Genomic DNA, 23,000 nt, shown 5'->3' with positions numbered 1-23,000 from the left:
AATAGTCTTATCTAAAACCGAAATCAAATGAAATTCCTAATAATAACCAACCCCACATCGGGCTCCAAAGTTTTGAAAGGGAGACCCCATGAAAAGACAGCATTGGCACTCCTCAATGCAGGTCATGAGGTGCGTGTTGTCTCGACCGAATATGCAGGTCATGCAACAGAGGTTGCTATTGAGGCATGCAAGTCAGATGTAGATGTCATCTGTGCTATCGGAGGTGATGGGACAGTCAATGAAGTAGCATCGGCACTCATCGGCTCAGACAAAGTCTTGGGGATCATTCCGAACGGTAGTGGAAACGGACTTGCCAGAGAGCTTAACATCCCTCTCAATACAGATAGTGCCATAGAGACCCTGCTCAATCACTCTGTCGTCACAATAGACTCATGTCGGGTGAATGATCGTCCATTCCTTTGTACTTGTGGGATCGGGTTTGATGGCTCTGTTTCGGAAGAGTTTTCTGAAAGCTCCATTAGGGGACCTATTGTATACATCAAAGACTCCGTACAGACATTCTTTTCCCACACCCCCGCCACCTATCACCTCAAGATCGATGACAAAGCAATAACGACAAAGGCCTTCCTTATCGCTTTTGCAAATGCATCTCAATATGGCAACAACGCTTTCATAGCTCCCAATGCAAGCCTGACAGACGGTATCATCGACGTGACGATCATCAAGGAGTTTCCGATAGTAGATGCAGCCCAAGTCGCTATACAACTCTTCTCAAAAGGCTTGGATCAAAACCCATACACAGAGCTTTATCAAGGGAAAGAAATAAGCGTGACCACAGACACCCCCATACCATACCACGTAGATGGAGAGGCCGTAGGCTCTACCGACTCCATTCAAATAAAAATGCTCCCGGCAAGTCTGAAAGTTATCTCCGGAGACTTGACCGCAAGTGAGGAAACGGTATCTGACTTCTTCAACAGTATCACCAACAACATCATCGGTCTTCACAATGACCTGATGAGCAAACTTGGCATCAGGCACTTCGACCAAGATGAGTAAGACGACTTCAAAAAAGACCAATGCCGTACGCATAGTAGAAAGCTCGGGGATCCCTTTCGAACTGAAAGAATATCCTGTCACTGAAGAACATCAAAGCGCAGTCGATGTTGCCCTTGCGATCGGCGAATCCCCCGAACACATCTATAAAACGCTATTACTCACAGGTGATAAAATACCATTTATAGTAGCTGTCATCCCGGCAGAGGGGAGTGTAGACTTAAAAAAGATTGCCAAGATATCGGGCAACAAAAAGTGTGAGATGCTCCCTATGAAAGCTCTTTTGGACACGACGGGATATGTGCGTGGAGGATGCTCTCCAATAGGAATGAAGAAGCAATTCCCGACCTATATAGAAGAGTTGAGCACGTTGGAAGAAAAGATCATCGTAAGCGCAGGCAAGCGAGGACTGCAGATTGTACTATCTCCGCATGATCTTATAGCCATCGTCTCAGCAACCGTTGCTGACATTATCGAATCGTAAAATCTATTGGTCATCCTATGCGTTTCTCTACCATTTATCAGCCCCTACTCTCGGTCTTTGTAGTATTCAGTCTGCTATATGCCTGCTCGTCTACAACCGACAAAACAAAAACTCAAGAATCTCTTTCAGAAGGACAAGACACTCTTACGGCAACACTCTACTTCGCAGGTGATATCATGATGCACTTGCCACAAGTAAAAAGTGCAACAATAGCCCCGGAAAAGTATGACATCCATCAAAACTATAAGCACATAGCACCTTACGTAAAGGAAGCTGATCTTTCGATTGCCAATCTGGAAACGACATTTGGAGGAAAACCCTACCGTGGCTACCCGCAATTCAGCAGTCCTGATACTTTGGCACATGCTCTAAAAGATGCCGGATTTGATGTTCTGACAACTGCCAATAATCACTGTGTGGATAGAGGTAAACATGGACTCCTTCGCACCCTTGATATACTTGATAAAGTCGGACTTAAACATACCGGTACATATAGAGACAGTATCGAAAGGGCACAAGAGCATCCACTACAACTCAAGATCAATGGCCTTAACCTTGCTGTGCTATCCTATACTTATGGTACCAATGGCATACCGGTACCGACGCCGACGGTTGTCAATCTTATCGACACCCTCATGACTCAGGAAGTGAAAAGGATAAAAGACACAGAAACGCAAGATTTCATCATAGTCTGTATTCATTGGGGAAATGAATATGAGAGAAAAGAGAGCAGATATCAAAAGGCCTTGGCCAAGCAACTTTTTGAAGCCGGAGCGGACTTGATCATCGGCTCTCACCCGCATGTGGTACAGTCGGCTTATCACTACACGGACACTACAACTCAAAGAGAAGCTCTGGTGGTGTACTCGTTGGGCAACTATATTAGCAATCAGACCAAAGATCCGGCGACCAGAGGGGGGCTATCTGTAACCTGTACACTTCAAAAGATGCCGAATGGAGACAAAAGTATAACCGATGTCAAGTACTTACACTCTTGGGTCTCAAAGACAGATAACCAGAGCAAGCGGACGTATCGAATTATCCCCATCTCCTACTCTGACAGGGATACCGGACTCATCCATCCTACAGAACACGAGCGATTCCGTCGCTATGTAGAATACTCCAAGACCATCACCCTCTCAGACAGTATATATCCATTCTGACCCATGACCTATGAACGAGCAAAAAATATCCATATACCAAGTATTACCGAGACTATTTGACAACAAATGTGAGAACTGTGTACCTAACGGAGACATAAAAACGAACGGAGTCGGTAAGATGAATGCTTTCACTCCCAAAGCTCTCGCAGCCATAAAAGACCTTGGCATCACACACATATGGTACATAGGTCTATTGGAACACGCAACAAAAACAGTATTCAGAGGACTTCCTGCCGATCATCCGGCGACAGTCAAAGGGGAAGCAGGTTCGCCTTACGCCATCAAGGATTATTATGATGTTTCCCCTACCCTTGCAACAAGCATCTCCAAACGAATGGAGGAGTTTGAGGGGCTTGTCAAACGAACTCACGAAGCAGGCCTGGGCTGTATCATTGACTTTGTACCCAATCATGTGGCCCGTACATACGCATCTGACTCTGCCCCTGAAGGTGTGCCGGACTTCGGTAGTAATGACGATACAAGGGTAGCCTTTGATCCACAGAACAATTTCTACTACCTTCCCGATCAGGCCTTGACTATGGGAGAAGGCACTTCTGCATATATAGAAAATCCCGCAAAGGTTACAGGCAATGACTGCTTCTCCTCTATGCCGACCCATCATGACTGGTATGAGACTGTTAAATTGAACTACGGTGTGGATTATCTGAATAACAAAGCCCCTCACTTCTCTCCTATTCCCGATACATGGAAAAAGATGCTGGATGTCCTCCTCTATTGGGCGGATAAGGGTGTCGATGGCTTTAGATGTGATATGGCAGAGATGGTACCTATAGAATTTTGGTGTTGGAGTATAAGCGAGGTACGAAAGTCTCACCCGAAGATACTTTTTATTGCTGAGATATATCAGACCGACCTCTATCAATCCTACATACAGGCAGGATTTGACTATCTATATGACAAGGTCGGTCTTTACGATACGCTGATTAAGGTACTTCGTGGCGAATGTCCGGCGTCTGAGATCAGCCGAATACACTTTGCACAAGAGCATATCAAAGGACATATGCTCAGGTTTATGGAGAATCACGATGAACAACGCCTTGCTTCTGACTTCATCATTGGTGATGGAGATAAAGCTTTTCCGGCAATGGTAATATCGACCTTGCTTGGTTCGACAGATGGCATTATGACTTATTTCGGTCAAGAGGTGGGAGAGCGAGGCATGGATATCGAAGGCTTCTCGGGCTTGGATGGTAGGACGACCATCTTTGATTACTGGAGCCTGGGTAGCATGAGACGATGGATCGGCAAACGGAATACTTATAGTGGAAAAGACTTGACAAAGGACGAGATATCCATTCGTGAAAAGTATCGAACACTCCTCAACACCATGCTGAATCACTCGGCCCTCAACAAAGGTAAATTCTTCGACCTGATGTATGCCAATAACAAACAAAGCATCGATCATCAATATGACTACTGTTTTCTCCGTAGTGATGGGACAGAGACATTCCTTGTTGTGGTTAACTTCTCTTCTCATCTCAGACGGTATGATGTTACGATACCTTCTCATGCCTTTGAAATATTGGGGATCAAAGACCTCACCCCGATCATCCTCGAGGAGGTCTTTACCGGAAATCGAGGAGCAGCGATGCTCTCTTCTCATGAGCCCATCGAAGTTGTGGTTCCTCCTCATGGGGCCGCAATATATCGCATGGTTTAATCCCCCAAAACATAAGCGGGCTTACCTTTTTCGAGAAGGTAAGCCCGCTTATGTTTTACATCTGATTATTTACAGACCAAAAGCTTCTTTGATCTTATCTACATAGTCAAGGCGTTCCCATGTATAGAGTTCGACCTCTGTTGTGATAGGCTCTGTGTATCTGGAATTGAATGTCTTTGTAACCTTGCGAGGATCACGTCCCATGTGACCATAAGAAGCAGTCTCACGGTAGATAGGACGGCGGAGCTGTAGGCGTTGCTCGATGGCAAAAGGACGAAGATCAAATATTTCGTTGATTTTTTCAGCAATTTCTCCATCAGAGAGAGAGACATTGGCACGTCCATGGGTATTAACGAAGACACTCACAGGCTGAGCGACTCCAATAGCGTAGGCCAACTGCACCAAGATTTCGTCAGCGACACCAGCAGCAACAAGATTCTTTGCAATATGACGAGCCGCATACGCCGCCGATCGATCCACCTTACTGGGATCCTTACCACTGAAAGCACCACCACCATGAGAGGCTGCACCACCATAAGTGTCTACAATAATCTTTCGTCCGGTGAGACCGGTATCACCATGAGGTCCCCCGATAACAAACTTACCGGTAGGATTGACATGAAGGATAAAGTCGTCATCCATCATGCGACCAATGGTCTCAGGATATTTAGCCTTTACGCGAGGCAAGAGGATGCTCCTCACATCCTCCTCGATTTTAGCCTGCATCATACGGTCTGCTTCAGCCTGAGTCTCGGTCTCTGTAGCAGAGATAAACTCATCATGCTGTGTACTGATGACGATCGTATGTATCCTGCGAGGTGTGCGATCATCATTATACTCGACAGTGACCTGGCTCTTGGCATCAGGACGAAGATAAGGCATTAGATATAGCTCATGCTTGCGGATATCTGCGAGTTCATAAAGCAAAATATGTGAAAGTTCGATAGGAAGTGGCATCAGGCTCGAAGTCTCATTTGTAGCATATCCGAACATCATCCCTTGGTCCCCCGCACCTTGTTCAGACGCCTCTTCTCTCACAACACCTCTGTTGATATCCGAGCTCTGCTCATGAATAGCCGAAAATATCCCACAAGAGTCTGCATCGAACCTATACTCACTCTTTGTATAGCCGATATCAGCAATCACTTCTCTCACAACCTCCTGTATATCCACATAAGCCGACGAATTGACCTCTCCGGCCACGACGACCTGACCGGTCGTGACAAGGGTCTCACACGCCACCTTTGATTGAGGGTCAAGGGCAAGAAAATGATCCAGAATAGCATCAGATATCTGATCGGCAACCTTGTCTGGATGTCCCTCAGACACAGACTCAGATGTAAATAGGTAACTCATAGTCTTTCTATTTTTAGTGGTTTTATAACTTTATACCTGTGCACAAAGAAAAGAGTCCGATGTCCAAGGACTGTGGATCGGAAGTGCTACATAAACGATAAAAACGTGAGGAATGTCTCGGAAGAAAAGATACTCAAACCTGAGTCTTTTTAGCATTTTTTATCGCGTGGTTGCAAGCATACAAATCTATCCACGTATCAAAGAGAAAAGGAACCTTATATCCTAAGTGCTCCACAAAGTTAGAAATTATTTATCACAATAGGACTATTATTCGCAAAGAAACAGTGAGATTTACATACAACTATTCCCAAGACACTTGACAAAAGGGCGTGTATCATAGGCCTAAAAGACCTTGATACACACCCTCTACTTGTGGTTTATTCAGTTATATATTTTTAGATTGTAAGCTTCACGCCACAGAAGACACTGCGAGGAGCCTTAGGTCCATAGATATAAGCAGAAGCTCTGTTTGGGCCTTCATCGAAATCCTTCTGATAAGCATTAAAGATGTTATTCATACCAATGTTGAACTCCATAGAAGTCCCCGAAAGGTTGAGCGTGTAAGCGACCTTGGTACCAAGAGTGAAGAATGAAGGGGTCTGTACAAGTTCATCTTTTTCAGAAGTAATATAGTCACCGACCTTTTCACCGGCTTCGTGACCGATCCACATCTTGCCCGAATAGTCACCAAAGAGGTTGAATGCCAAGTTTGAGGTGGGAGTCCATCCAAAGACAAAGTAGCCATAGACATTAGGTGTCTTCATAAACTCTCGGCTCTTGAGCTCACGGACACCAATCTCGGTCTCCTCATCAAAAAGACTTCTTTGGAAAGTAACACCTGTCTGAAGGTTGAAGAGCTTAGCATAAGCCAAACGCGCCTCAAGATTCACCCCATAAACAGAAGCCTTTCCTGCATTTACAACCTCTTTGTACTGAGGCTTTTCTGAATCCTCTATCACCACGGCATTGAACTTGTCCAAAAGACGAGTATAGAACCCTTCTGCCATCAAATTGATCTGAAGGTTTTCGATGTCATGGTTGTACCAGTCGATCGATCCGGTAAAGCTTCTTGATTTTTCTTCTTTCAGATCCTTACTCAATACTCTTGGAATACCTTCACCACCAGCAAAGTCTACGTGCAACTCTTCATCAAAGTACTGTGGTGCACGGAACCCATGAGCATATGACAAGCGGAAGTGAAGATCGTGAGTAGGATTATATCTGAATGTCGCACGAGGAGTAACGATATTAAGCTTCTTGAGAGACTCGACACTCTGCTTCTCATCAGTATTGAGTGCAACATTGTCATAACGTAATCCAAGAAGGAATGCAAAGGTGTCATTCTTCCATTCATTTTGTAGGATGCCGCTACGTGTAGAGACCTTCTGAGCAAGATCCAATGGACGATAACCACTATTATCGTTCAGCTTGTTGTAGTTGTACTCAAAACCTGCAGTAAGCTCTGCGGGCATAAAAAGAAGTTTCTCAAAATTGTGAACATACTGAAGACCTGCTTGCATGGTCAAGTCTTTAGTGAGACCATAGTTGGTCAATGCTGATGGATCATCAGGCACAATGATCTTGTCGCCCTTCTTTTCAGGGACATAAGCACCGCCACCATAATAACTATTACGGACAGTGTTTGATCCTGCAGCAAAAGCGGTCAAATAACCATTACCATCAAACATATAACGGTCGTATCTTAAGATCCCCGTGTGGATACGGTGTCCAAGGCTCTCTGCTATGTTTGCCTCATGTTCAGGACGTTCGAGTCTATCTCCACCACGACGTCCTTCTTGAGTATAGAAGTAGTCAAGAGTCAACTTGGCCAAAGGAGAGATATTTGCAAAAGCATTTGCTCCCACAGTAGTGCTGAAGAGGCGTGGCATCTCTGTATAACCGTCCTTACCCCCCTCGATACGACTACCGGGACGGACAAAGTCGAGACCATCACGATGCTTCACACGACCAAAAAGGGTGATACCGACCTTAGAGTCCGGTGTCAAGACAGAGGTAGTAAGGCCGACATTGTGTGCTGGCATATTGAAGTTATCTTGGAAAGACTCCAAAGTATACTCAGCTGTGGCCGAATTATGAGTCGGTGTCTTTGTGATGATGTTGATAGTACCACCGATAGCCGATGATCCATAAAGAGCAGAACCTCCACCACGTACGACCTCTACACGGTCAATCATTGATGTAGGCAACATTTCAAGCCCATAGACAGCAGCCAAAGAGCTAAAGATCGAACGGGAGTTGATCACCACCTGAGAGTATGCGCCATCAAGACCATTGATACGCACTTGATTGAAGCCACAGTTCTGACAATTATCCTCGACACGAATACCGGGATTAAATTTAAGAGCTTCGTCAAGGGAAACCGAGTTTGTAGCAGTAAAGAGCTTTGAATCAGTCACATTGACAAGTACCGGAGCAAGGTGACGACGTGTCTCCGTACGATTTGCTGACACGACGACCTCTTCGATATTGAAATGCGATGGGGTAAGCGTCACATTGATGTCCTTGCTACCCTCCGGCACAATGATCTCCTTCGTCTCGTATCCTGTGTAACGAACACGAAGGGTCACCCTCTTGCGAGGCAGATTATTGATAACAAAAGCTCCATCTTCATCAGACAACAAGCCGATAGACGTCCCCAAAACTGTGATCTGAGCACGAGGAAGGACTTCACCACTTTTTGCATCAGTGACTCGCCCCTTCAACTTATAGACTTCACTGGTTTCGATTGCTCTTTCCTCCTTCTCTATCATGTTAGACGCAAAGAGAGGAGTACAAATAGATGATGCGGCACTCAACATGAGCACTGCGTAGATACTATATTTCATTGTAGTTGATTTGTTTATATTTATTTTTCTGAATACACAACCGATCCTCCTGTCAGCCAAAGAGAGACAAAAGGAAAATACTGCAAACAAGTTAAGACATCAAAGATGCAACTTAAACATGCATAGGAGGTGCACGCAAAGAAATGACAGTACAAGGATAGGCTGTGATGAGAGAAAAGTCCTTGTCTGTGTAGAGCGAGACATGCAATGTCTCTAAAGCCTCCGGAACGATCGGCGAAAAAAATCCGCCAACACAGGAGAAAAGATTTGAAACTTGATGATAAAACACCAACTCTGTCGTAGTATGATCATCTCTCGAAGAAGCATCATTATCTCCCCAATAATCAGGATGAGAGTGTACGACAATAGCTCCATTAATCACGTGAGCATGCGTCTGGGTAATCACACACCCCAAATAGAGTGTCATGATAAAGGCCAAGAAAGCCCCGCCAATCTGATGCATACGTAGTTTCATGGCGCAAAAATACATATTATATTCAATATCTGATTTAAGTCAATAGCATTTTAACGAAAAGACACCAAAATAATTCCAAAAACAACTATTAGTACAAAACACATCTATTAACTCGTCGTGAAATGTAAGGTTCAGACAAATTCAAAATCTAATCTCTGATATTTATGCCCAAAACACATAAAATGCAAGACAATAAGATTGAGAGCATGTTCAAGTACATCATCAAAGAGGGGTTGCAACAACAGAACAACAAGCCATAATTTCGCCACATACTACGCTTACGAGATAAGCAATCTAAGTTTATCATATTTGCTAACTTTCCCGCAAGAATGACAATAAAAAGCAGCCAAGATTTTAATATCTACATCTATGAGTGTATCTTTGATCTTGAAAATATCAAACATCTTAATTATACTTATTTGTCTATGAAACTTATCGGCAACTTGGTCTGGCTGGTACTTGGAGGACTTGAGGTCGCTCTGGAGTATTTTTTAGTGGGAGTAATCCTTTGTATCACAATCATAGGAGTCCCATTCGGGATACAGTGTTTCAAACTGGGAGTACTGATGCTTTGGCCCTTCGGCTCACATGTAAGTGAAGTAAGCATCAATCCTCTCGGATGTGTAGGCAACCTTATATGGTTTATCTTCGCAGGTTGGATCATTGCACTCACACATTTTATTTTTGGCATCCTATTGTGTATTACCATTGTAGGTATTCCTTTTGGACTCAAACATTTCACCTTTGCAGGCTTGGCCCTCACCCCCTTTGGTAGGGAGATCACAAACAACATATAATAATCATGGTTGATAGAGAGATGGGGGCTATCGGAGTATTTGACTCCGGCTTTGGTGGACTCACAGTCCTGCGAGAGTTGAGACGAGTACTACCTGATTATGACTTTATCTATTTAGGAGACAATGCGCGTGCACCATATGGCTCACATAGTTTCGATACAATATACAGATACACACGTGAAGCAGTATCATACTTATTTGACCAAGGATGTCCACTTGTCATCCTCGCTTGCAATACGGCCTCCGCTAAAGCTCTGCGTAGTCTCCAACAAATAGATCTCCCAATAAGCAAAGATCCAACAAGACGAATCCTGGGTGTAATCCGTCCGACAGTAGAGAGTGTTGCGGAGTTCTCGCGCAACGGACACATCGGCATTGTAGGCACCAATGGCACTATTTCATCCAATTCGTACAGCATCGAGATAGCCCACCTTTACCCTGAAGCAAAAGTCTCTCAACTCGCATGCCCAATGTGGGTACCGCTCGTAGAGAACAACGAAATAGACGACAACCCGGGCACACAATACTTCATTCGTCGAGATATCAGTCGTCTGCTTTCAAAAGATCAAGATATAGACACAATACTACTTGGATGCACTCATTATCCCCTGCTCCTCGCAAGGATAAGGGAAGCCCTCCCTCGAGAGATCTCACTTGTCAGTCAGGGAGCCATTGTAGCATCTTCCCTACAGGACTATTTACATAGGCATCCCGAGATGGATATCCGGTTATCCAAAACTTCTCAGATGTCTTATCGAACGACTTCGGGAAAAGATGAATTTTTATCCCTTGCTTCTGTTTTTCTTGGCGAGGACATTAGCTCGGATAGTGTGATACAAATCGTCCTACCACACTGTGATAGACTATAAGTGGATTATATTTTATTCCATTTGGTCGTCAGAGACAGCCCAATCTTAGAGAATCCCCTTAGCTAAAAAGTAAAGTCCCAAAACAAAGTCTTCTAACACTTTGCCTTGGGACTATTTACTTTTACTTTATTTATACTTACTCGAACAGATCGTCTATACCTTGCGAAGGCACGACCTCAGGGGCTTTCCTTGTAGTGGGTTCTTCCTCACAAGGATTTCTATAAGCTTCGGGGATTTGAAACTTTTCACTTGTCGAATAGCCCAAAGACGAATCTGCGTATAGCTTCTTGAAGAAGAGTGCCACAACAGGAAGAGCCATCGAGGCTCCCTGACCATGCGCCATCCTGTCGAAGTGAATGGATCGATCCTCACCACCGACCCAACAACCTGTGGTCAATGATGGTGTAAAACACATAAACCATCCATCCGAATTGCGCTGAGTCGTACCGGTCTTACCACCCATCTCAGCCTGAATACCGTACTTGAATCTCACACGGCTACCGGTACCTCCATCCATCACGCTCTTGAGCATATGGAGGGTTTTGTATGTTGCAGCTTCAGGGAGCACCTCATTCATACGAGGGCTGAAGTTCGCCAATACATTACCGTACTGATCCTCTATCCTTGTGACAAATAATGGTTCGGTACGTATCCCACCGTTCGAGAATGTAGTGAAAGCACTCACCATCTCTGAGACAGAGATATCGGGTGTCCCCAAACAGATCGAAACTACCGGATCAAGAGGACCTGTGACTCCAAAAGACCTTAGGAGCTCGACAAAGGTATAAGGAGAGAGACGACTCATAAGCCAAGCTGTCACCCAGTTATCCGAGACTTGTAGCCCCCAATTGATGGAGACCATCTCTCCGACACGCTTAGCCCCAGGGTTACGAGGAGCCCAGATGCGTCCATTCTCATCGACGAGTTGTGGTTGAACGTGTAAAACTTGATCACAAGGACTAAATCCTTCATTCATTGCCATGGCATATAGGAGGGGTTTCATCACAGAGCCGACTTGACGACGTCCTGCGGTAACCATATCATACTGGAATGCCCCATAATTGACACCACCCACATAAGCTTTCACTTGCCCTGTATTGGGATCCATGGCCATAAAACCGGTTCTCAAGAATGACTTATAATATAAGATCGAGTCCCTCGGAGTCATTATCGTATCTCTCTGTCCACCATAGGTAAACACACTCATCTCAGTGGGCACATCAAACGTCTTTAGGATCTCTTTCTTACTTAGCCCCTCGGATTCCAAATGACGGTAACGATCACTTTGCTCGATAGCTCTGGATATGATCGAGGCTCTCTCCTCATCGGTGATTTTGACTGAGAACGGTCCGGTCTTTCGTCCTTTCTTTTCTTTGAAAAATTCAGGTTGAAGGGTATTGCTGAAATGCTCAAAAACAGCCTCTTCAGCATACTGTTGCATACGAGAGTTGAGACCTGTATATATCTTCAAACCATCGGTATAGATATTATAATTGTTACCTTCAGCGTTCTTATTTTTGTTGCACCAGCCATAAAGAGGTTGAGTCTCCCAAGCCAAAGAGTCCCTTTTGTACTGATCTTTCATCCAACCTCTATAATTGCGAGGATTAGGCTTTTCGGCCATCATCACTTTCTTGAGAAATTCCCTGAAATAGGTAGCAAGCCCTCCCTTGTGTGTCTGCACATTGAAAGACAACTCCAAAGGAAGTCGGACAAGCGAGTCACACTCATGCTGAGTAATGTACTTACCGTCTGCCATGAGCTGCAATACGACATTTCGTCTTTCGGTAGTGCGATCCAAGTAGCGGATGGGATTGTAATAAGAGGGATTCTTACACATCCCAATAAGGGTTGCAGCCTCTTGTATGTTCAGATCTTTCGGGAGTTTGTTGAAGTAAGTCTTTGTCGCAGACTCGATACCGACAGCTTGGTAGAGGAAGTCAAACTTATTGAGATAAAGGTTGATGATCTCCTCCTTGGTATAATATTTCTCAAGTTCGACGGCAATGACCCACTCTATCGGTTTCTGAAGAGCACGTTCAAAAAGGTTGCCTGCCTGTGGAGAGTAAAGCTGCTTGGCCAACTGTTGCGTAATGGTACTCCCCCCTCCGGAACTCTTTTGACGTAGCAAACCTGTCTTAACCACTGCACGCATAAGCCCTCGGAAGTCAATTCCGGAGTGATCCTTGAATCTCTTGTCTTCGGTGGCGATAAGAGCTTCCACCAAGTAGGGAGACAGATCCTCATAGGTAATGAAGATACGATTATTGTTCTTCAACGCGAACGCACCCAAAGTCTGTCCATCTTCGGATATCACCTGAGATGCATACTTATCAATGGGGTTCTCCAAGTCCGCAATAGGTGGCATATAGCCGATCTTCCCCTTTGCGATAAAGATAAACATCACCACACTGCCAATGAGTGCAGCGAACACCCCTAACCACAATAATATCAACAGATACTTAAACCAATTCTTCATCTTCTTATTCCTTTGTATCTATGTTTCATAACGCATTGCTCGAACGAGGAAGAGACATCTCTGATGTATCTATTCCCTCCAACCTCAGCAACTCAATCTTCCGACCAATCCCGGCTGCATATCCGGTCAGGCTGCCATCACTACCTATGACACGGTGGCATGGGACTATGATACTTATGGGATTATGCCCCACAGCACCTCCGACAGCCTGTGCAGACATTACCTTGATCCCTTTCTGCTTGGCGATACGATCGGCAATATACTTGTATGTCACTGTCTCCCCATAAGGGATTTCCCTCAATATCTCCCAAACCATGAGCCTGAACGGAGTATCTTCCAATCGTATCGGAAGGGTAAAATCGAGTTTTTCGCCTCTGAAATAACAGTCAAGCCAATGTTTGGTTTGCTCGAAGATAGGCAAATTTACCTCTTTTTGTTCAGAAGGTTGCAAAAAGTGTTTGTCTCCTTGAAATGAAAGCCCGGTCAATACCTCTCCATCACCGGAGAGAATCATTTTACCTATGGGCGATATGTAAGAACTTATGTACTCCATGTCCGAGAGGGGCTATCATCTTTCGATCCTAAGAAGACACACATCAGGTCTTTCACCGAATTGCTTCTGAAGAGTAGCAATATCCTCATCGCTATTGCACCTCAAACGAAAAACATAAGTGCTTGTACCCTCATCTTTATTTATCTCGACAGAGTAGTCTTGTACCCCTACTCCATAACGTCTGATCTCAGATCTTATATCCAGACAATCGGGGGCGTTGTCACGAAACATCATCGTCAAAGAGATTTCATTTTGATTTATCTCCAGATGAGACTTAAGACTCTCGAGCGAAATGAGGATCAGTAGTACGATGACCGTGATCAACAAACCTGTAATATACATCCCTGCGCCAACAGCCAATCCCAATACAGCAGAGACCCAGATAAGAGCTGCCGTAGTCATCCCTTGTATCTGATTACCACGCCCTCTGATGATGGCACCAGCACCGAGAAAACCGACACCGGAAACCACTTGTGCCGCAATTCGTGTATAATCCCCCATACCAAAACTGAGAGGTATATATATCGAACACAACATTGCGATACACGAACCTATCGTGATGAGCGCAAACGTACGCAATCCGGCGTTGTGATAACGTAGCTGACGATTATATCCGATGATCACACCCAAGAGTGCACTATACAGCAATCTTATAGGCACATCCTGTACTTCCAGTCCGTCGTGATAGAGGAAAGGAAGCCAATTATTCAGTATCTCAAAAGACATACACCTCTTCGTTTTTTAATCAAACCGATGGGAATCAAACCTCCAAAGCTCCGACAAGATCGTTTATATCAGTCACCCCATGCCTTTGCATGTAGTCTTCTATACCGGAGAGTATCTTAAGGGGAGCCAATGGGTCGACAAAGTTGTAGGTACCAACCTGTATGGCAGAAGCTCCACAGAGCATAAACTCAATGGCATCCTGCCAAGTACATATACCTCCAAGCCCCACAACGGGGATATTAACCGCCTTAGCGACCTGCCACACCATCCTGAGAGCGATAGGCTTAATACAAGGTCCCGAGAGCCCCCCCGTGACGGTCGACAGTTTAGGACGACGTCTCTCGGCATCGACAGCCATACCCAAGAATGTATTCACAAGGGAGACAGCATCTGCGCCATTGGCCTCAGCCGTACGAGCCATCAGGGCAATATCACTGACATTTGGAGAGAGCTTTACGATCAAAGTCTTAGGATAGACCTCCCTCACCGCCTTTACGATGCTTGAGATACCCTCACAAGTCACCCCAAAAGCCATCCCTCCTTCCTTGACATTGGGACAAGAGATATTGAGCTCGATCGCTTTTATCTTATCCAAGCCTGCGATCACCTCCGTTGTCTCGAGATAGTCCTCTATCGTAGAGCCACTGACATTGACAATAATCTCGGTACCGAGTGCGGTTGCTTCAGGATATATGTGTTCTGCAAAGTAGTGTACCCCTTTGTTCTGCAAACCGACAGCGTTCAGCATACCCGATGCAGTCTCTGCCATACGACAGGGTGGATTACCCTCACGGTGATGGAGGGTTGTCCCCTTGGCAAATATTGCCCCAAGCCGGGAAACATCATAGACATCATTCATCAAGATACCATCTCCGAAAGTCCCGGAGGCTGTCGTAACAGGGTTTTTGAGCTCCAATGCTCCTATTTTCACTTTGAGATTTCTTTCCATCACCACAAAAGATCTTGAGTATTAAAGACAGGGCCATCCGTACATACACACTTATGTCCTTTGGTCGTAGGCTCGACACAACATAGACAGACACCCATCCCACAGGCCATCATATTCTCGAGCGACACCTCACATCTCAGGTCCTTAGACTTTGCCCACTTCGCCACAGCCTTCATCATAGGAGTGGGACCACAGACATAGACATCCGAGAAGTCTTCGTTGAGTATCGAATGATCGGTGACAAACCCCTTCTCTCCGATGGATGCATCCTCTGTGGTAAGGTGCAAAACGCCTGTTTCTTCGAACAAGGCAAGATCCGGAAAAGCATGAGCATCCCGACCTCCGAGGAGAAAAATAGGCTCAATCCCTTCAGCCTTCAATTTTGTCCCAAGACTCAGCATCGGTGCGAGTCCTACCCCACCTCCGACAAGGAGAGGACGTCGCCCCTGAGGAGCTGAAAAAGTATTACCGAGAGGAAGTATTGTGCTGATACGATCTCCGACCTTAGCCTTTGACAACTGTTCGGTGCCATTTCCGGCAACACGGATCAGCAAGCCTAATCGGCGATCATCGCTGTAATATACTGAGATAGGTCTACGCAAGAAGACTTGATCACAGCCCTTGACTTCAAGTTCTACAAACTGCCCCGGCTTACACTCGGGAAGAGTTTCTCCATCCATCGGTGACAGCTCCAAAAGGAACAGCTGTGGCGAAAAGAGTTTGACTTCTGTGACAATAAGGTCTACACATGAGATCCTTTTGCCCTGCATTTTTGTGCCTGTCATATTAAAAGATTACATTATTTACACTCGCAAAGATACGAAAAACGCATCTAATGCAGACGATCAGGAGGATCCGAAAGCTCCTGATCAAGTAATCATAATAACATCATACCTAAAGCTGAAAACACAAAAAAGCACCCCGAGCACGGACTGTACCCGGGATGCTTCCACTCATCTATAAAACTCTAATACGTTGAGGACTGTTGCCTCGAGATCTTTCTAAAATCTATTAAAGACCCAAAGCAGCAATCCAAGTGCTGATTCTATCATCAGTTTTGTCGTCCTCATTGACTTCGTCGCAGCAAAGACCTACGAGCTTGCCATCGACTTCTGCCTTTGATTCGTTATAGCTATATTCTTCAGGAGTGTAAGCTCCGATAAATGTACATCCACAACCAGATAGTTCTTCGTAGATGATACCGACAGCATCGCAGAATGTATCATCATATGCACTGGAGTCACCACAGCCGAATAGACCGACCTTCTTACCTGAAACGTGTCCCTTAAGATCGTTGAGGAAGTCGAACCAGTCATCTTGAAGCTCTCCATAACCCCAAGTAGAAGAGCCAAGTAGAAGGACTTCATAGTCACCCGCAGTGGCAGCCGCTGCATTTGCAACATTGTGCACATCAGCAGCATCTACACCAAGCTTACCTGCAATTCTATTTGCCAAATCTTCTGCTGTACCAGTAGCCGAACCGAAGAAAATTCCAATCTTTTTCATAGTTTGATAATATCTGTTTATTTGTTGTTATTAGTTACATCGCAAAGCTACGTAAGAATATAGGTTGTCACAATCCCTATTTATTATCATTCTTTCATCGATTTGTACCTACTGTTCGGTATGAATTATCCAAATTCTTTATGATCCCTGAATAGTAGCAAGAGGGAGAGAAGCTATGCTCCTCTCCCTCAATCTATATAGTCAGACACAGTACGTCAGTATCTTACCTTCTTAACCGCATCCATTTCTCTCCTCTGATCCTTATCCTTGAGGGCTGCACGCTTGTCATATTGTTTCTTCCCCTTTGCGATACCAATGATGAGCTTAGCCAAACCTTTATCACTGATAAACAGCTTAACGGGAATGAGAGTGATACCTGTGTTTTTTGCTTCGGAGGCCAAGGTTCGGATCTCTCGACGATTGAGTAGGAGCTTACGATCCCGACGAGGCTCATGATTATTGTACGTACCATAGAAGTACTCGCCGATGTACATATTCTTGACCCATATCTCACCATTGTGCACGATACAATAAGTATCTACCAATGATGCCTTACCGAGACGGATAGACTTGATCTCCGTACCGTAGAGCACAATACCGGCGGTATAGGTATCGAGGATCTCGTAGTCAAAGGTTGCCCTCTTATTTTTTATTGAGACTTTATAGTCAGGTTTCTTCTTTGCCATCAAATGTATTCGTTGTCCCGTTCTTTTATATTCATTAGGGTTCGGGAACACAAAGATACTCATAATTCGTCAATGCAAGGATTTGCGACATGCCCACCAAAAGATGAGAAAGATCCGGAATCAAGCCTGACGACTCAATGAAGAAAGTCTTATGACTTGATCAAATAGGTCGCTTGAACTTCTCCCGGAACTTCGTTAATCATACTGTATCATTTAGAACAACAGAAAGAGTTTTGGATGGCGACAGAATCCATTCTGTTTGGGGACAGAACAGATTCTGTCGTCTGACAAATGCATGACTTATGGAGAGTTTTTTGATCCATGGCCTACCCCACGTCTTCATTGCCTCTCGGCTTGTCAATAATAATATTTATCTTTGTATAATATGATTTCCGAGCTTCGGTTCTCACAAAATATTGAACACAAAGTCACTGAATAAAAAATATGACTTCAACCAATCAGTTGATCCCCGAATGGGCACCCCAAGATGCGGTACTCATAGCGTGGCCGACCTCCCGGATGGACTGGGCGTACATCCTTGATGAGGTAGAGGCGACCTATGTGAACATCGCTAAAAGTATACTTCGTCACGAGGCATTGATTGTCTTGTGCGACGATGCTCAACACATACGTACCCTCTTGGGGGACGGACACAAGCACAAACTCATACTTGTGGACGGACTACAACCCAATGACACTTGGGCGAGGGACTTTGCTCCGCTGTCTTGTATGAGGGAGGGCAAGAGGAGTATCGTGGACTTCGGGTTCAATGCCTGGGGGATGAAATTTGCGGCGAATGTCGACAATACCTTATCAAGGATCTTGTATCACGAACGGGAACTTTTTGCAAAGGATGTCGAGTACATCAATGCCCTCGATTTTGTGTGTGAGGGAGGTGCTTTGGAAACCGATGGACATGGGTCGCTGCTATCGACGGCTTCTGTCCTTTGGGAAGCCAACCGAAACCCCAATACCCCACGAAGTGAGCAGTTGGCAAGACTGTCTAAAGAGCTTGGCACACCGAACATCCATGTGCTGGGTGTCCCTGCCATGGAGGGGGACGATACAGACGGACACATAGACACACTGGCGAGGTATTGTGATCCTCAGACCATCGTCTACAACTATACAGCCAATCCCGATGATGCCACATTCGAGACCATGCAGGCCTTCAGGGCGGAGGTAGAGGCTCTGAAAGATGTGAAAGGGCAACGCTATCGCACCTTTGCTCTACCTATCCCCTCTCCTCTCTATGACGAGGATGGACTACAACTGCCTGCGACTTATGCCAACTTCCTAATCATCAATGGTGCCGTACTTGTGCCTATCTACGGTACATCTGAAGATGAGACGGCATTGGAAATCCTCAGCTCCGTCTTCTCTGATAGAGAGGTCATCGGCATCGACTGTCGAGCCTTGGTAAAACAACATGGCTCGCTGCACTGTATCACAATGCAGTTCCCCAAGGGGTTCATCAACCCTGATTTGCTATAACATCAAGAATAAAAAGAGATATGAAAGTCGGAATTATTCAACAACATAATACTCCCGATCACTCAGACAACAAACAAAGGCTCGCAACCTCAATACGTAAGGTGGCAGGCGAAGGGGCTGAGTTGATCGTACTTCAAGAGCTTCACAATGGTCTGTACTTCTGTCAGAGGGAGGATGTATCGTTGTTTGATGAGGCTGAGACCATCCCCGGTCCTTCGACAGAGTATTTCGGAGAGTTGGCCAAGGAGCTTGGCGTGGTCATTGTCCTATCTCTCTTCGAAAGAAGGGCACCCGGGCTTTATCACAACACTTCGGTCGTCCTCGAAAAGGATGGTTCCATGGCGGGTAAGTACCGAAAGATGCACATCCCCGATGACCCGGCTTATTATGAGAAGTTTTACTTCACGCCGGGAGACTTAGGCTTCAAGCCGATAGAGACGTCTGTGGGTCGGCTGGGAGTACTGGTCTGCTGGGATCAGTGGTACCCCGAGGCTGCAAGGCTCATGGCACTCGCAGGCGCAGACTTGCTCATCTATCCGACGGCCATCGGATGGGAGAGCAGTGATCCCTCGGCCGAAAAGGATCGCCAGCGTGACGCTTGGGTGACCGTACAGAGAGGGCATGCCGTGGCGAATGGTCTTCCAGTGGTATCCGTCAACAGGGTAGGATACGAGAGGGATGAGAGCGGAGTGACAGGGGGAATTACTTTTTGGGGGACGTCTTTTGTCGCAGGTCCTCAAGGTGAAATGCTCGAAATGCTCCCGACAGACTGCGAAGCTACCGCAGTCGTCGACATCGATATGAAAAGAAGCGAAAATGTACGCCGTTGGTGGCCATTCCTACGTGATCGCAGGATAGAAAACTATGGCGACATTTTGAGACGATTTATCGACTGATAACACTGACCAACCCATCCTAATGCTGGAGATCATAAAACAAGATCCGTGGCTCGAAGCCTACGAAAAGTGCATCCTATCGAGGCATGACTATGCAGTATCGAGAGAACGAGAACTCTTGGGGAGTACCCATAAGAGTTTGTCGGACTTTGCATCGGGCCATCTGTACTTCGGTCTCCACAAGACCGAGGGGAGATGGGTGTTCAGAGAATGGGCACCAAACGCCACAGAGATTTACTTCTTGTGTAGGACAAATGATTGGAAGCCGTCCGAAGGCTTCCGCTTGTCTCGTCTGAAAGGAGGAATATGGGAACTTAGTCTGGATCACGATCGCATTTCGCACGGAGATCATTACAAGCTCCTGATACGATGGAGCGGAGGAGAGGGCGAACGCATACCGGCATGGAGCCGATATGTCGTGCAAGATCCTCACACTTACCTCTTCTCTGCAGTGGTATGGAGTCCGAATACTTCCTTTAGCTTCAAGCACGAGAGACCGATTCTCGGAGATCGTCCTCTATTGATCTATGAGACACACATCGGGATGTCGGGCGAAGAGGAAAAGGTGAGTTCCTATAGAGAGTTCAAAGAACACATACTCCCACGAATAGCAGCAAAGGGATACAATGCCATCCAAATTATGGCGATTATGGAGCATCCCTATTACGGCTCTTTCGGTTATCAGGTCTCGTCTTTCTTCGCTCCTTCATCACGCTTTGGCACACCTGACGAGCTCAAGGCTCTCATAGACGAAGCTCATCGCTTGGGGCTACTCGTCATCATGGATCTTGTTCACTCTCATGCTGTAAAGAATGAGGTCGAAGGCCTTGCAAAGTTTGACGGCACACATACCCAATACTTCCATGATGGAGAGAGGATGATGCACCCACTTTGGAATTCGATGTGCTTCGACTATGGGAAGAGCGAGGTTCTCCACTTCCTTTTATCCAACTGTAAATACTGGCTGGATGAGTTTAACTTTGACGGCTTCAGATTCGACGGTGTCACATCCATGCTCTATTATTCTCACGGTATGGGTCAAGCTTTTATCAGCTATAAAGACTATTACAACGGTCATCAAGATGGGGATGCAATCATGTACCTGACATTGGCGAACAAATTAATACACGAAATGCGCCCTTCGGCAATCACCATCGCCGAAGAAGTCAGTGGGATGCCCGGACTTGCACTGCCTTTCGATAGAGGTGGATATGGTTTTGACTATCGTTTGGCAATGAACATCCCGGACTTTTGGATAAAAACCATCAAGGAATTGCCTGACGAGAAATGGCATCCCGGCGCAATATGGTGGGAACTCACCAATAGGCGGAATGATGAGAAGACCATATCTTACGTCGAGAGTCATGATCAGGCATTGGTAGGTGATAAAACCCTTGTCTTTCGCCTGATGGACAAAGAAATGTATTGGCACATGGACAAGGCTGATACTGATGCCACCGTAGAGAGAGGGATATCCTTACACAAGATGATACGCCTTGCTTGCATCTCTACGACCAATGGAGGGTACCTCAACTTCATGGGCAACGAGTTCGGACACCCGGAATGGATCGACTTTCCGAGAGAAGGTAATGAATGGAGCTACAAATATGCCCGCAGACAATGGTCACTGCAGGACAATGGCTTCCTTAAATACGAGTGGCTTGAAGCCTTCGACAGAGCGATGGTGCAACACATCTCAAGCATCAAAAATATCGATACCCTGCCCCTACAACAGCTCTGGAGTCAGGATGACGAACAAGTCCTGGCCTACTCAAGGGGAGAGTATGTGTACATCTTCAATTTCAATCCCACCAAGTCTTGGGTCGACTACAAGATATTGGCACCGACCGGAGAATATCAGATCATACTGGACAGCGACGATAAGCAGTTTGGGGGACAAGGGCGAAACGACAGATCAATCAATCACTTCACAACACCGGATGCGTTGTACACAAAGGAGGGCAAAGGCTTCCTAAGCCTCTATCTTCCCTCTCGCACTGCATTGGTGCTACAAAGAAGGAAACAATCATCAGGACATAATGGATAAAGTAGAGCTATATCCACTCAAGTTTGCCCCGATATACAAGAGTAAGATATGGGGTGGCACTCAGATACATGAGTATAAAGGGTTGCAGTCTTCGGCCAAGGACATTGGGGAGAGCTGGGAGATCTCACCGATGGATGGAGATGTGTCTGTTGTATCCGAAGGAGTACTCCAAGGCAAAAACCTCGAAAGCATCATAAAGGAGTATGGTGAGGAATTGCTTGGCAAAGAGGTCATGAAAAGGTATGGCAGCACGTTTCCCCTACTTGTCAAACTGATCTATGCCAACGATGACCTGAGTATACAGGTACACCCGGACGACCAATACGCTTTGGACAAGCACGATTGTAGAGGAAAGACAGAGATGTGGTATATGCTCAAAACCTCACCTGATGCCTGCATATACAAAGGTTGGAGCAGAGCCTTTTTATCAAAAGAAGCTCTTCGCGAGGCCATCAAGACCGAAAAACTGATGTCATATCTTGCTAAGTACAAAGTCCGATGTGGTGATGCCTTCTACCTTCCTGCCGGTAAGGTGCATACCATCGGCAAGGGATGTCTCCTCCTGGAGATACAAGAGGCCAGTGATATCACCTATCGTCTGTATGACTTTGGTCGTAAGGATGCGCATGGAAAACAGAGAGAACTACATCTCGAAGAGGCCTTGAAGGTACTTGATTATGATGTCGAAAAACAAGAAAATCGCCAGCCTGACACATTACCGATCACCTCAGAGTACTTCAAAGTTTCGCTGAATACAATAGTAGAAAGTAAAGAACTTATACTTACAGATAGAGACTCTTTCACAATCCTATTCTGCGTGGAAGGAAATGCTGTGATCACGACAGACAAAGGTTCTTCGTCTCTCCGTCAGGGAGAGACCCTACTCCTACCTGCAAACATCCGACAATGTACCATAAGTCCTACGATTGTCGGAGAAGGTCTGTCTATCATTGACTGCTTTGTGCCTACGAAATAA

20 protein-coding genes are annotated in these 23,000 nt (G+C 45.6%); 10 read left to right on the top strand and 10 right to left on the bottom strand.

Annotation, left to right across the window (positions count from 1 at the left end; genetic code table 11):
- Positions 1–27 precede the first annotated feature (27 nt).
- The 4 genes from EL262_RS01945 to EL262_RS01930 are packed head-to-tail and all read left to right on the top strand — an operon-like array spanning position 28 to position 4,345.
- Positions 28–1,020 (top strand): diacylglycerol/lipid kinase family protein, encoded by a 993-nt coding sequence (locus EL262_RS01945; protein ID WP_025837905.1) that lies wholly within the window; start codon positions 28–30, stop codon positions 1,018–1,020.
- On the top strand, positions 1,013–1,501 hold the full coding sequence (gene ybaK, locus EL262_RS01940; protein ID WP_025837903.1) for a Cys-tRNA(Pro) deacylase: 489 nt from the start codon (positions 1,013–1,015) through the stop codon (positions 1,499–1,501). The genes EL262_RS01945 and ybaK overlap by 8 nt, the downstream gene beginning before the upstream one ends.
- Before the next feature lie 17 nt (positions 1,502–1,518).
- Entirely contained in the window at positions 1,519–2,664 is a 1,146-nt protein-coding gene (locus EL262_RS01935) for a CapA family protein (RefSeq protein WP_025837901.1), read from the top strand.
- Between the two features lie 10 nt (positions 2,665–2,674).
- On the top strand, positions 2,675–4,345 hold the full coding sequence (locus EL262_RS01930) for an alpha-amylase family glycosyl hydrolase (RefSeq protein WP_025837899.1): 1,671 nt from the start codon (positions 2,675–2,677) through the stop codon (positions 4,343–4,345).
- 69 nt (positions 4,346–4,414) lie between these two features.
- On the opposite strand, the gene metK is transcribed toward EL262_RS01930, so the two are convergent.
- The 3 genes from metK to EL262_RS01915 all read right to left on the bottom strand — a co-directional run bounded on the left by metK (position 4,415) and on the right by EL262_RS01915 (position 9,022).
- Entirely contained in the window at positions 4,415–5,701 is a 1,287-nt protein-coding gene (gene metK / locus EL262_RS01925) for a methionine adenosyltransferase (protein ID WP_025837897.1), read from the bottom strand.
- A 395-nt stretch (positions 5,702–6,096) separates the two neighbouring features.
- Positions 6,097–8,547, bottom strand: coding sequence for a TonB-dependent receptor (locus EL262_RS01920; protein WP_078735653.1), 2,451 nt, complete (start codon positions 8,545–8,547; stop codon positions 6,097–6,099).
- Between the two features lie 112 nt (positions 8,548–8,659).
- Positions 8,660–9,022, bottom strand: coding sequence for a hypothetical protein (locus tag EL262_RS01915; protein WP_025837896.1), 363 nt, complete (start codon positions 9,020–9,022; stop codon positions 8,660–8,662).
- A 425-nt stretch (positions 9,023–9,447) separates the two neighbouring features.
- On the opposite strand from EL262_RS01915, the gene EL262_RS01910 reads away from it, so the two are divergent.
- Positions 9,448–9,819, top strand: coding sequence for a YccF domain-containing protein (locus EL262_RS01910; RefSeq protein ID WP_025837894.1), 372 nt, complete (start codon positions 9,448–9,450; stop codon positions 9,817–9,819).
- Positions 9,820–9,824: 5 nt separating this feature from the next.
- Positions 9,825–10,688 (top strand): glutamate racemase, encoded by an 864-nt coding sequence (gene murI / locus EL262_RS01905; protein ID WP_051522701.1) that lies wholly within the window; start codon positions 9,825–9,827, stop codon positions 10,686–10,688.
- A gap of 136 nt (positions 10,689–10,824) precedes the next feature.
- On the opposite strand, the gene EL262_RS01900 is transcribed toward murI, so the two are convergent.
- The 7 genes from EL262_RS01900 to smpB all read right to left on the bottom strand — a co-directional run bounded on the left by EL262_RS01900 (position 10,825) and on the right by smpB (position 17,587).
- A complete protein-coding gene (locus EL262_RS01900) occupies positions 10,825–13,167 on the bottom strand; it encodes a transglycosylase domain-containing protein (RefSeq protein WP_078735654.1) in 2,343 nt (780 codons plus the stop codon).
- Between the two features lie 25 nt (positions 13,168–13,192).
- On the bottom strand, positions 13,193–13,720 hold the full coding sequence (locus tag EL262_RS01895) for a methylated-DNA--[protein]-cysteine S-methyltransferase (RefSeq protein ID WP_025837891.1): 528 nt from the start codon (positions 13,718–13,720) through the stop codon (positions 13,193–13,195).
- 15 nt (positions 13,721–13,735) lie between these two features.
- Positions 13,736–14,446: an MgtC/SapB family protein gene (locus tag EL262_RS01890; protein WP_025837889.1), complete on the bottom strand. Its 711-nt coding sequence runs from the start codon at positions 14,444–14,446 to the stop codon at positions 13,736–13,738.
- Between the two features lie 34 nt (positions 14,447–14,480).
- Positions 14,481–15,395: a dihydroorotate dehydrogenase gene (locus tag EL262_RS01885; protein WP_025837887.1), complete on the bottom strand. Its 915-nt coding sequence runs from the start codon at positions 15,393–15,395 to the stop codon at positions 14,481–14,483.
- Entirely contained in the window at positions 15,395–16,180 is a 786-nt protein-coding gene (locus EL262_RS01880) for a dihydroorotate dehydrogenase electron transfer subunit (RefSeq protein ID WP_126464334.1), read from the bottom strand. Before EL262_RS01880 ends, EL262_RS01885 begins: the two co-directional genes overlap by 1 nt.
- A gap of 226 nt (positions 16,181–16,406) precedes the next feature.
- The gene (locus tag EL262_RS01875; RefSeq protein WP_025837883.1) at positions 16,407–16,901 is read right to left on the bottom strand and encodes a flavodoxin; all 495 of its coding nucleotides are present in this window, start codon (positions 16,899–16,901) and stop codon (positions 16,407–16,409) included.
- Between the two features lie 215 nt (positions 16,902–17,116).
- Positions 17,117–17,587, bottom strand: coding sequence for an SsrA-binding protein SmpB (smpB, locus tag EL262_RS01870; RefSeq protein WP_025837881.1), 471 nt, complete (start codon positions 17,585–17,587; stop codon positions 17,117–17,119).
- Positions 17,588–18,031: 444 nt separating this feature from the next.
- Here smpB and EL262_RS01865 point away from each other — a divergent pair, with 444 nt between their 5' ends.
- The 4 genes from EL262_RS01865 to EL262_RS01850 are packed head-to-tail and all read left to right on the top strand — an operon-like array spanning position 18,032 to position 23,000.
- The gene (locus EL262_RS01865; RefSeq protein ID WP_025837879.1) at positions 18,032–19,081 is read left to right on the top strand and encodes an agmatine deiminase family protein; all 1,050 of its coding nucleotides are present in this window, start codon (positions 18,032–18,034) and stop codon (positions 19,079–19,081) included.
- A 20-nt stretch (positions 19,082–19,101) separates the two neighbouring features.
- Positions 19,102–19,977: a carbon-nitrogen hydrolase gene (locus EL262_RS01860; protein WP_078735655.1), complete on the top strand. Its 876-nt coding sequence runs from the start codon at positions 19,102–19,104 to the stop codon at positions 19,975–19,977.
- A gap of 22 nt (positions 19,978–19,999) precedes the next feature.
- The gene (locus EL262_RS01855) at positions 20,000–22,024 is read left to right on the top strand and encodes an alpha amylase C-terminal domain-containing protein (RefSeq protein WP_025837877.1); all 2,025 of its coding nucleotides are present in this window, start codon (positions 20,000–20,002) and stop codon (positions 22,022–22,024) included.
- The gene (locus EL262_RS01850) at positions 22,017–23,000 is read left to right on the top strand and encodes a type I phosphomannose isomerase catalytic subunit (protein ID WP_036853537.1); all 984 of its coding nucleotides are present in this window, start codon (positions 22,017–22,019) and stop codon (positions 22,998–23,000) included. Before EL262_RS01855 ends, EL262_RS01850 begins: the two co-directional genes overlap by 8 nt.

Source organism: Porphyromonas cangingivalis (assembly GCF_900638305.1).
Lineage (GTDB): Bacteria > Bacteroidota > Bacteroidia > Bacteroidales > Porphyromonadaceae > Porphyromonas_A > Porphyromonas_A cangingivalis.
This window is presented reverse-complemented; position numbering and strand designations above follow the sequence as displayed.

Excerpts from the sequence above, each read along its gene's own strand:
- EL262_RS01915 (WP_025837896.1), bottom strand. The coding sequence starts at position 9,022 with ATGAAACTACGTATGCATCAGATTGGCGGGGCTTTCTTGGCCTTTATC.
- EL262_RS01850 (WP_036853537.1), top strand. The coding sequence starts at position 22,017 with ATGGATAAAGTAGAGCTATATCCACTCAAGTTTGCCCCGATATACAAG.
- EL262_RS01880 (WP_126464334.1), bottom strand. The coding sequence starts at position 16,180 with ATGACAGGCACAAAAATGCAGGGCAAAAGGATCTCATGTGTAGACCTT.
- EL262_RS01885 (WP_025837887.1), bottom strand. The coding sequence starts at position 15,395 with ATGGAAAGAAATCTCAAAGTGAAAATAGGAGCATTGGAGCTCAAAAAC.
- smpB (WP_025837881.1), bottom strand. The coding sequence starts at position 17,587 with ATGGCAAAGAAGAAACCTGACTATAAAGTCTCAATAAAAAATAAGAGG.
- EL262_RS01855 (WP_025837877.1), top strand. The coding sequence starts at position 20,000 with ATGCTGGAGATCATAAAACAAGATCCGTGGCTCGAAGCCTACGAAAAG.
- EL262_RS01865 (WP_025837879.1), top strand. The coding sequence starts at position 18,032 with ATGACTTCAACCAATCAGTTGATCCCCGAATGGGCACCCCAAGATGCG.
- EL262_RS01935 (WP_025837901.1), top strand. The coding sequence starts at position 1,519 with ATGCGTTTCTCTACCATTTATCAGCCCCTACTCTCGGTCTTTGTAGTA.
- murI (WP_051522701.1), top strand. The coding sequence starts at position 9,825 with ATGGTTGATAGAGAGATGGGGGCTATCGGAGTATTTGACTCCGGCTTT.
- EL262_RS01910 (WP_025837894.1), top strand. The coding sequence starts at position 9,448 with ATGAAACTTATCGGCAACTTGGTCTGGCTGGTACTTGGAGGACTTGAG.
- EL262_RS01920 (WP_078735653.1), bottom strand. The coding sequence starts at position 8,547 with ATGAAATATAGTATCTACGCAGTGCTCATGTTGAGTGCCGCATCATCT.
- EL262_RS01895 (WP_025837891.1), bottom strand. The coding sequence starts at position 13,720 with ATGGAGTACATAAGTTCTTACATATCGCCCATAGGTAAAATGATTCTC.
- ybaK (WP_025837903.1), top strand. The coding sequence starts at position 1,013 with ATGAGTAAGACGACTTCAAAAAAGACCAATGCCGTACGCATAGTAGAA.
- EL262_RS01900 (WP_078735654.1), bottom strand. The coding sequence starts at position 13,167 with ATGAAGAATTGGTTTAAGTATCTGTTGATATTATTGTGGTTAGGGGTG.
- metK (WP_025837897.1), bottom strand. The coding sequence starts at position 5,701 with ATGAGTTACCTATTTACATCTGAGTCTGTGTCTGAGGGACATCCAGAC.
- EL262_RS01930 (WP_025837899.1), top strand. The coding sequence starts at position 2,675 with ATGAACGAGCAAAAAATATCCATATACCAAGTATTACCGAGACTATTT.
- EL262_RS01860 (WP_078735655.1), top strand. The coding sequence starts at position 19,102 with ATGAAAGTCGGAATTATTCAACAACATAATACTCCCGATCACTCAGAC.
- EL262_RS01890 (WP_025837889.1), bottom strand. The coding sequence starts at position 14,446 with ATGTCTTTTGAGATACTGAATAATTGGCTTCCTTTCCTCTATCACGAC.
- EL262_RS01945 (WP_025837905.1), top strand. The coding sequence starts at position 28 with ATGAAATTCCTAATAATAACCAACCCCACATCGGGCTCCAAAGTTTTG.
- EL262_RS01875 (WP_025837883.1), bottom strand. The coding sequence starts at position 16,901 with ATGAAAAAGATTGGAATTTTCTTCGGTTCGGCTACTGGTACAGCAGAA.